At 58.4% G+C, this 9,265-nt stretch carries 8 protein-coding genes and 1 tRNA gene; 5 read left to right on the forward strand and 4 right to left on the reverse strand.

Annotated features, from left to right (window positions below):
- Positions 1–46: 46 nt before the first annotated feature.
- The 4 genes from urtB to E2L05_RS19525 form a co-directional block, all read right to left on the reverse strand.
- Positions 47–1,666 (reverse strand): urea ABC transporter permease subunit UrtB, encoded by a 1,620-nt coding sequence (gene urtB / locus E2L05_RS19510; RefSeq protein WP_133344605.1) that lies wholly within the window; start codon positions 1,664–1,666, stop codon positions 47–49.
- A 75-nt stretch (positions 1,667–1,741) separates the two neighbouring features.
- Positions 1,742–3,031, reverse strand: coding sequence for an urea ABC transporter substrate-binding protein (urtA, locus tag E2L05_RS19515; RefSeq protein WP_133344607.1), 1,290 nt, complete (start codon positions 3,029–3,031; stop codon positions 1,742–1,744).
- Between the two features lie 413 nt (positions 3,032–3,444).
- Positions 3,445–5,088: a BCCT family transporter gene (locus tag E2L05_RS19520; RefSeq protein ID WP_133344609.1), complete on the reverse strand. Its 1,644-nt coding sequence runs from the start codon at positions 5,086–5,088 to the stop codon at positions 3,445–3,447.
- A gap of 20 nt (positions 5,089–5,108) precedes the next feature.
- Positions 5,109–5,522, reverse strand: coding sequence for a universal stress protein (locus E2L05_RS19525; RefSeq protein WP_133344611.1), 414 nt, complete (start codon positions 5,520–5,522; stop codon positions 5,109–5,111).
- A 304-nt stretch (positions 5,523–5,826) separates the two neighbouring features.
- On the opposite strand from E2L05_RS19525, the gene E2L05_RS19530 reads away from it, so the two are divergent.
- The 5 genes from E2L05_RS19530 to rpiA all read left to right on the forward strand — a co-directional run bounded on the left by E2L05_RS19530 (position 5,827) and on the right by rpiA (position 9,223).
- Positions 5,827–5,900 (forward strand) — tRNA-Gly (locus E2L05_RS19530).
- 172 nt (positions 5,901–6,072) lie between these two features.
- Positions 6,073–7,365: an adenylosuccinate synthase gene (locus E2L05_RS19535; RefSeq protein WP_133344613.1), complete on the forward strand. Its 1,293-nt coding sequence runs from the start codon at positions 6,073–6,075 to the stop codon at positions 7,363–7,365.
- A gap of 89 nt (positions 7,366–7,454) precedes the next feature.
- Entirely contained in the window at positions 7,455–7,679 is a 225-nt protein-coding gene (locus tag E2L05_RS19540) for a DUF2842 domain-containing protein (protein WP_133344615.1), read from the forward strand.
- Positions 7,676–8,359 carry a thiamine diphosphokinase gene (locus tag E2L05_RS19545; protein ID WP_243722069.1) on the forward strand — a complete coding sequence of 228 codons (684 nt, stop codon included), beginning with the start codon at positions 7,676–7,678 and terminating at the stop codon, positions 8,357–8,359. Before E2L05_RS19540 ends, E2L05_RS19545 begins: the two co-directional genes overlap by 4 nt.
- Before the next feature lie 81 nt (positions 8,360–8,440).
- Complete coding sequence (rpiA, locus tag E2L05_RS19550) at positions 8,441–9,223, forward strand: ribose-5-phosphate isomerase RpiA (protein WP_133344617.1); 783 nt, start codon at positions 8,441–8,443, stop codon at positions 9,221–9,223.
- Positions 9,224–9,265: the final 42 nt, after the last annotated feature.

The raw sequence follows: 9,265 nt of genomic DNA on the forward strand, positions 1-9,265 counted from the left end.
CATCAGCGCGGCAACGACGGGCGGGAGTTTCCCTGTCCCCAGCGCGCTACCCATCGACGGCGCGCCCCCGAACGGCGAACAATCCGCGTGGCCGCTTTTGGATGAACAGAATGATGAAAACCAGCACTAGGATTTTCGCCAATACGGCGCCCGACCATGGCTCCAAAAACTTGTTGGCGATGCCAATGCTGAAAGCACCAGCCAACGTGCCCCAGATATTCCCTGCGCCGCCAAAGACCACGACCATGAAGCTGTCAACGATGTAACTTTGCCCCAGATTCGGCGATACGTTGTCGATTTGGCTGAGGGCGACGCCTGCAAGTCCTGCGATACCTGCGCCAAGTCCAAAGGTCATCGCATCGACCCAACCTGTGCGAATTCCCATATTCGCGGCCATCGCCCGGTTCTGAGTAACCGCGCGCATTTGCAGACCAATTGGCGTTCGCTTCATGACGAACAGAAGCGCGGCGAAGACTGCGAGCGAAAAGATCAAGATCCATAGACGATTGTAGGTAATTGTCATCTGTCCGATTTCGAACGCGCCCGACATCCACGACGGGTTTCCTACCTCGCGGTTGTTTGGTCCAAAGATCGACCGCACGGTTTGTTGCAGGATCAGACTGACGCCCCACGTCGCCAGAAGCGTTTCAAGCGGGCGGCCATAAAGAAAACGCACACACCCCCGTTCAATTGCGACGCCCATCGCGCCAGCCACAAGGAAGGCAAGAGGTGCTGCAATCAGCAAGGACCAATCAAAAAGCCCCGGAAATGACGTGCGTATAATGTCCTGTACAAAAAACGTGGTGTAGGCGCCAAGCATGACCAATTCGCCATGGGCCATATTTATGACCCCCATGACGCCAAACGTGATGGCCAGCCCGATGGCCGCCAGCAAAAGCACAGAGCCCAGTGACAGGCCGAACCACACGTTCTGTGCGCCTGACCACAGCTTCCTGACGCGTTCAATCTTGTCGACGGCCGCCGCTGCGGCAGCAGCGACTTCGGGTTGGTCTGACCCAACGAGCGGCGTCAGGACTGACAAGGCGATTCCATCGTTTCGGGCGGCAATGGTGGCAACTGCGGCAAGTTGCGCGTCAACCGGCGCGGTGCCTTGGCTCAGCGTGGCAACCGCGACGGCCTCTGACAATGCACTCGCGACATCCGGGTCTGTTTCAGCGTCCAGGGCGGCGGCAAGTGCTTCTGTTTGGGCCGCGTCTGGTGCGCGGAAGGCGGCTTGCGCAGCTTCGAGCCGGACAGCCGGGTCGGGGTGGCGCAGTGTCAGCGTACCAACCGCCGCCGAAATGACACGTCTGAGGGAATTATTCACGCGAATGCTAGACGATCCACGGCGCGGGATTTCGCCATAACTCTCGCCGGTTAACGCGTCAAAGGCGTGATCTTCGCCGTCCACGTCTCTTACGATGATGACAGCTTCATTGGACTTGAGCCGATGCAGGTCGCCTTCGGTCAGCGCCTGAAGAACGTCAGTTGCCCGCTCATCGCCGGTTTCGGCAATTTGACCGACCAAGCTTTCGACTGTGTCAAAGTCGCTTCCCGGAAGCGCCTGAACAAGCATGTCGAAGTCTCTTGATGTCGTGGATTGGGCGGCGGCGAGTGTGGCCATGCAGGTCAGCAGGGCGGCAAGCCAAAGGCGCGGACGCGTCATGTCATATCCGATTTTTGAAATAGCGGGATGCGGCCACGTAAGGCAGCCGCATCCGATATGCAGTGGGAACAGCGATTAGTTGGTCGCGCCGCCACAGCTTTCTGTTTCGGTGTTGTAGTTGCCGCAGTTGATCGGGTCGGTCCAATCAGCCATCAAAGGTGCGCTTTCCGGAAGGAAGTCGGACCATGCGTCACCAGGTACCAGACCTTCGGTTTCCCAAACGACACTGAATTGACCGTCGTCTTGGATTTCACCGACCAGAACGGGTTTGGTGATGTGGTGGTTTGGAAGCATTTCCGACATGCCCCCCGTCAGGTTCGGCACCGTAACGCCAACGATGCTGTCGATGACGGCGTCGGCATCTGTGCTGCCAGCGGCTTCGACGGCTTTGACCCACATGTTGAAGCCGACATAGTGCGCTTCCATAGGATCATTCGTGACGCGATCTTCGTCGCCGATGAAGTCGATCCAGCTGTCGATGAATGCATCGTTCTCAGGTGTGTCGACGGACATGAAATAGTTCCAAGCCGCCAAGTGACCGACCAACGGTGCTGTGTCGAGGCCAGCCAGTTCTTCTTCACCAACCGAGAATGCTACGACGGGAATGTCGGTTGCCGCGATGCCTTGGTTGCCCAGTTCTTTGTAGAACGGAACGTTCGCGTCGCCGTTGATCGTGCTGACGACAGCGGTTTTCTTGCCTGCAGAGCCGAATGTCTTGATGTCAGACACGATGGTCTGCCAATCGGAGTGGCCGAAGGGCGTGTAGTTGATCATGATGTCTTCGGGCGCAACGCCCTTGCCGATCAGATACGCCTCAAGGATCTTGTTCGTGGTGCGCGGATAGACATAGTCGGTGCCCGCAAGAACCCAACGCTCAACGCTTTCCTGCTCCATCAGGTAATCAACCGCAGGGATCGCCTGTTGGTTCGGCGCCGCGCCGGTGTAGAACACGTTGCGCTGGCTTTCTTCGCCTTCGTACTGAACCGGGTAGAACAGGACCGAGTTCAGTTCTTCGAACACGGGCAGAACCGATTTGCGGCTCACGCTGGTCCAGCAGCCGAACACGGCATCAACGCCGTTGCCTTCGATGAGTTCGCGGGCTTTTTCGGCAAACAGTGGCCAGTCAGAGGCGGGGTCAACGACAACGGCTTCCAACGGACGACCCAGAAGACCGCCTTTTGCGTTCTGCTCTTCAATGAGCATCAGCATCGCGTCTTTCAGAGTTGTTTCCGAAATCGCCATCGTTCCTGACAGCGAGTGCAGGATCCCGACTTTGATCGGCTCACCCGATTGGGCCAGTGCAGTTGTCGACAGAAGAGCAGTTGCCAACCCGGCCCCTGCAAGCATTTTTTTCAAAGAAATCATATACGTTCCCCAGATCGCTACCGCACATCCCAAATCCGATTTTCGGCAGGTTGTCAGGCCGAAGCCCGCAGCGGTGTCCCATATTTTTATTCCCATGAGCATCGGCAGATCGCCGGTGCTCCGGGTGCTATTTGACAAAGCCAGTCGGCCCTGCCTCGGGCAAACTGAGGGGTTGAGGGGCTTGGCGGAACAGACTTTGATGGAAATGCGGGCAGGGGGTCTCGTCTTTGCGGTGTCTCACGCAAATTTGAGCAAATAAATTGCGCATTAGATTAAATGGTGTGCGAAAAGCTAAGTGGCGAGATGCCCTTACGGCGACCAAATCTGATTCTAGTATACCATTTCCGCAAAAGAAAACGCCGCCAGCACAAGGCGGGCGGCGTCGATTCATGGCTGTGTGGTGCGCGAAAATGCTAGCGGGGTTCGCTCTTGAGGCCTCGGTAAATCGCCCAGCACATGATCAACAGAACGACCGTAAAGGGCAGTCCGGTTGAGATGACCATGGACTGCAATGAACTCAGCCCGCCCGCCGACAACAGCAGCACAATGGCAACCGCGCCTTCGAAGACGCACCAGAATACGCGCTGACCGACAGGCGCATCGACCTTCCCACCGGCGGTGATCGTGTCGATCACCAGACTGCCACTGTCCGACGAGGTGACGAAGAACACGATGACCAGCAAAATCCCAATAAACGAAGTGATACTTGCAAGGGGCAGCACATCCAGCATCTTGAACAGCTTGAGTTCCAGCGGTGCTTCTTGGGCTGCGGTGTATCCATCCAACACAACTTGCTGAATCGCTGTGCCGCCGAACACGGCCATCCAAAGAACGCAAACCATGGACGGGATCAAAAGCACGCAGATAACGAATTCGCGCACGGTGCGGCCCCGGCTGACGCGCGCGATGAACATGCCAACGAACGGTGACCAACTGATCCACCACGCCCAATAGAACGCTGTCCAGCCTTGCATGAAGTTCACATCATCGCGGCCGACAGGGTTGGACAGAGCCGGAAGGTATTCCAGATAAGCCATCAAGCTGTCGCCGAACAAAGAAAGGATCGCCACGGTCGGACCGACGAGCAAAACGAACACAAGCAGCAATGCCGCAAGGCCCATGTTGATTTCCGAGAGGATTTTGACCCCGCCGTCGAGGCCGCGCACTACAGAAATCAGCGCCAGCGCCGTGATGCCCGAGATCAGCAAGACCTCGGTCGTGGCGCCAATCGGGATTCCGAACAATTCGTTCAGCCCTGCATTGGCCTGAGTCGCGCCGAACCCCAGTGACGTGGCCAGCCCGAACAGCGTCGCAAACACCGCCAAGATATCAATAAGGTGCCCGGGCCAGCCCCAGATACGTTCCCCAAGCAGGGGATAGAACGCGGACCGGATGGTGAGCGGCAGCCCTTTGTTGTAAGAAAACAGGGCCAGTGCCAGCGCGACGATGGCATAGATCGCCCAAGGGTGCAGGCCCCAGTGAAAGATGGTCGCTGCCATGCCAAGGCGGATCGCCTCTTGTTCGTTTCCAGCGGCCGCCCCCAGCGGGGCCCAGTCAGTCCGGACGCCATTTTCAACGCTCGTTCCGCCCATTGAGGACGAAAAGTGGCTCATGGGTTCAGACACGCCATAGAACATCAGGCCGATGCCCATGCCGGCCGCAAACAGCATCGCGAACCAGCCGATATAGGTGTAATCTGGCGATGCTTCTTTGCCGCCGAGCCTAACTTTGCCCAAGGGGCTCACGATCAGAAAGAGGCAGAACAGCACAAAGATGTTCGCCGCGCCCAGAAAAAACCAGTCAAAGCCTTTTGTGACAGCGCCAAATAGCCACGAAAAAGCGCCGCCTGCCTGTTCTGGCAGGGCAAGCGTATAGAAAACGAAAGCCACGACGGAAATGCCCGAAATGGCAAAAACGGGGTTGTGGATGTCAAAGCCGAACGGGCCGACCGCACCTTCGATGTTGTCTTGGCCGATCGTGTAATCGGTTTCGATGATGTCGCTTGCGCCCTCTGGCTCTGGGACGCCCGTGTTCACGTCTTCAGGTTGATCGTTCATGAATGCTCCTGTGGTCTTGTTCAGCGGACAACGAAAACGGACGCATGCGCCCGCTTTGCAACCGTGCCGCCATGGGACGGCCACAGATGATCCGTGATATTCGGGATGTGAGACGCCATAACGATGCAGTCAGCCTGCAATGCGTCGGCTGTCTTCAATAATGTGTCGTTCAGATCGACTGTGGGGTCATGGCTCGCAATTGCCCGCGCGTCGGCAGTGACGCCATACGCGGTACCCTGAGTTGCTGCAAATTCTGCCAACTTGGCCGCATATTCTTGAGGGTTGTGAGCGAGGCCAGTCGGAGTTTCCGCTGTGACGCCGACATAGGTAATCTTGGCGCCAGTTGTCTTTCCAAGAAGGCCCGCAGTTTCAAGTGCTCTGGCGATCTTGTCCGTATGGGTAAGGTCGACCGGGACCATGATATGTGTAAACATTTTGCCTCTCTGGTCACTTGTCTTCAGTTCAGGGCCAGAGCACGCAAATTGGCGCAGACTGCCCCTACGCCTAGCCCAAGCTACGCGAAAGACGGTTGAATTGATAGGGTTTGCAATTCTTGCGGGTGATTTGAGCCCGCGAGGGGGGGGAAGCCCACCGGGCAGGAAGCCTTTCGGATCATCCCGCCCAGGAGCGCAGCAAGCCCGCCGTGCCGGTTTTCAAACCGATCCCTGCACGAACAACGGTCGATAGCTTCGGATCGGTCTTGACCCCGGCTTGCGGCTTGGCTAGTCCCAACACCACGCGGGTATGGTGTAATGGTAGCGCCCTAGCCTTCCAAGCTAGTCGTGCGGGTTCGATTCCCGCTACCCGCTCCAAATAACCCGACAGATTCGCTTGTTACAGGCCTTCACGGTGTCCCGTTTCCCTCTTTGCGGCGACACATCAGGTGTTTGCATATCGGCGAGATTGCCTTTGTCTTCAAAATCCGGTTTCGCGCCTGCCTCCGCATCGCTATATGGGGCGTCGGATCAAGATACGGAGTACCGGATGGCCAATGTCGTCGTTGTGGGCGCCCAATGGGGTGACGAAGGAAAAGGCAAGATCGTCGACTGGCTGAGCGAGCGTGCAGACGTGATCGCCCGGTTCCAGGGGGGCCACAATGCGGGGCACACCCTTGTGATCGACGGCAAGGTTTACAAGCTGTCGCTGCTGCCATCGGGCATTTTGCGCAAGGGCAAGCTTAGTGTGATCGGCAATGGGGTCGTGCTCGACCCTTGGGCGCTGGTGTCTGAAATCGAAAAGATCGAAGGGCAGGGCGTCACGATCAACACCGACAATCTTGTCATCGCCGAAAACACCCCACTGATTCTGCCTGTTCATCAGGATCTGGACAAGATCCGCGAAGAAGCGGCCGGAAAGGCAAAGATCGGCACCACCGGGCGGGGTATTGGCCCGGCCTATGAGGACAAGGTCGGTCGCCGTGCGATCCGCCTTGCCGATCTTGCTGATGCGGAAACGCTTGAACGCCGTCTTGACCGTCTGCTGGCTCACCATGACCCGTTGCGTCGCGGTCTTGGCGTCGCCACCATCGACCGAGATGAACTGCGCACCCGTCTGCTTGATATCGCGCCCAAGGTTCTGCCCTATGCGGCCCCAGTCTGGAAGCTGCTGTCGGAAAAACGCAAATCCGGCAAGCGTATCTTGTTCGAGGGAGCGCAGGGCGCGCTTCTGGATATCGATTTCGGTACCTACCCCTATGTCACCTCATCCAACACGATGGCGGGTATGGCGGCGACGGGAACGGGAATGGGGCCGGGGTCCATCGATTTTGTCCTCGGTATCGTCAAAGCCTATACCACACGCGTCGGCGAGGGGCCTTTCCCGACAGAGTTGGACGACGAAGTTGGGAAACATCTGGCGGTCGTTGGCCGCGAAAAGGGCACCGTCACCGGCCGCGATCGGCGCTGTGGCTGGTTCGACGCCGTTCTGGTGCGCCAAACATGCACGACCTCTGGCGTGAAAGGAATCGCGCTTACCAAGCTGGACGTGCTTGACGGAATGAAAGAGCTGAAAATCTGCACCGGATACGCGCTTGATGGCAAAGTTCTGGACTACCTTCCCACCGCCGCAGAAGAGCAGGCGCGTGTGACCCCGGTCTATGAAACCATGGAAGGCTGGGAAGGCAGCACTGCCGGGGCAAGAAGCTGGGCAGATTTGCCCGGTGCCGCAGTTAAATATGTGCGCCGGATCGAAGAATTGATCGAATGCCCCGTCGCGCTTTTGTCCACATCGCCCGAGCGCGAAGATACAATTCTTGTGACGGACCCTTTTTCTGACTGACCGGATTTGCGGCCCTCGCCATTGAATGCGCGGGGGCCGCAGTTACGTTGCCACTTGAACGCAACGGCAAATGGATAAGGAGATGCCCCATGGCCCTGTCATACAAGGCTCGGCGGCGGTGGTCGCTGGTGATTTTGCTGATTGGATTGCCGATCTATATCGTGACCAGCATCACGATCATGAACGCCCTTGGCCGCCCTCCCATGGTTGTCGAGCTGCTGGTGTATGTTCTTCTTGGCGTCGTTTGGGCGGTGCCGTTCAAATTCGTGTTCAGGGGGATCGGTAAGCCTGACCCGGCCGACGACACGCAGTGAGCGATCTGGTTCCAGCTCCCTTGGTCCATGCGGCTGGACCGGTGACGTTGGCTGGTGGCGGCCCGATTTGTGCCGATGATCTGGAAGCCTGCCTGGCCCTGTCGGATAAGTTGGTTGCCGCTGATGGCGGTGCGAACCGGTTGCTGGAATTGCGGCAAACCCCAGACGCCGTGATCGGGGACATGGATTCCCTCAGCGCAGATAGTGCGGCCATGCTGCAAGACGTGCTCTACCCGGTTGCGGAACAGGACAGCACCGATTTTGAGAAATGCCTGACCCGGATCGCGGCGCCGCTGGTTCTTGCTGTTGGATTCACCGAAGGGCGGGTCGATCATGCGCTTGCAGCGTTCAACGGGCTGGTGCGCCATTTCGGGCGTCGCTGTGTGATCGTCTCCCGACGCGAAGTTATTACTTTGACGCCGCCTGAATTGACCTTGGCGCTTACCGCGGGCGACCGCGTGTCCCTGTTTCCCTTGCAGCGGGTCACTGGCACAAGTCGAGGCCTGCACTGGCCGATTGATGGCATTGAATTTACACCCGGCGGCGTGGTTGGAACCTCTAATCGGGCGGATGGCGCTGTTTCGCTCACGGTTGACGCCCCCGGAATGGTGCTGTTTCTGCCGCGGCGGAGCCTTGGGCCGCTGTTAGAGGGCCTGACACGCGCGCCGCACTGGAACTGAGTCAGGTTTTCTGCCTGTTTGGCCTCGCGGCCCGCTGCGCAGCCGCCTATAAGAACCACGGACCAGCAAGGAGAGACACCCATGCCCGATGCACCGACATCCCCAACCGGAGCCGAGGCCGGCAAATTTGCCGCCGCACGGCGTGCCGTTGATCTGATCGGTGATGGCATGACGGTGGGGCTTGGCACCGGCTCGACAGCGGCTTGGATGGTGCGTGCACTGGCCGCACGAGTGAAATCCGAAGGGATGACTCTGACCTGCGTTCCGACGTCGTCGCGCACCGGGGCGCTTGCCACGCGTCTGGGGCTTAACGTCGTGACATTGGAAGATGTGGAAACGCTCGACCTCACTATTGACGGCGCAGACGAATTTGATCCGGCCTTTCGGCTGATCAAGGGCGGCGGCGCGGCACACCTTCAGGAAAAGATTGTGGCGGCGGCCTCCAAACGGTTGGTGGTGATCACTGACCCTAGCAAAGATGTGGCGCATCTGGGGGCCTTCCCTTTGCCGGTCGAGGTCACACCCTTTGGCCACACGGCGACCTTGCGCCTGATCCAGCAGGTCGTGAACCAAGCTGATGTGGATGGCCGAGAGATCACCATGCGCCAACACGAGGCAGTTCCGGTCATCACTGATGAAGGCAACGTGGTCTATGACCTTCATCTGGGCCGTATCGGGGACCCAGAGGCCCTGATGCGCGATCTGACCTGCCTGCCGGGGGTTGTGGAAACGGGGCTGTTCCTTGGCCTGTGCGATACGGTCATCATCGGTCATCCCGATGGCCGCGCCGAAACGCGCGTGCTGAACAAGGCCCCTGAAATCGCGACAGTAGACATGGCCGAAGCTGCGCAACTGCCCGAGTAGGAGACGACTCAATGAGCTTTGATTACGACCTTTTTGTGATCG

This window comes from Meridianimarinicoccus aquatilis, assembly GCF_004358675.1.
GTDB classification, from domain to species: domain Bacteria; phylum Pseudomonadota; class Alphaproteobacteria; order Rhodobacterales; family Rhodobacteraceae; genus Meridianimarinicoccus; species Meridianimarinicoccus aquatilis.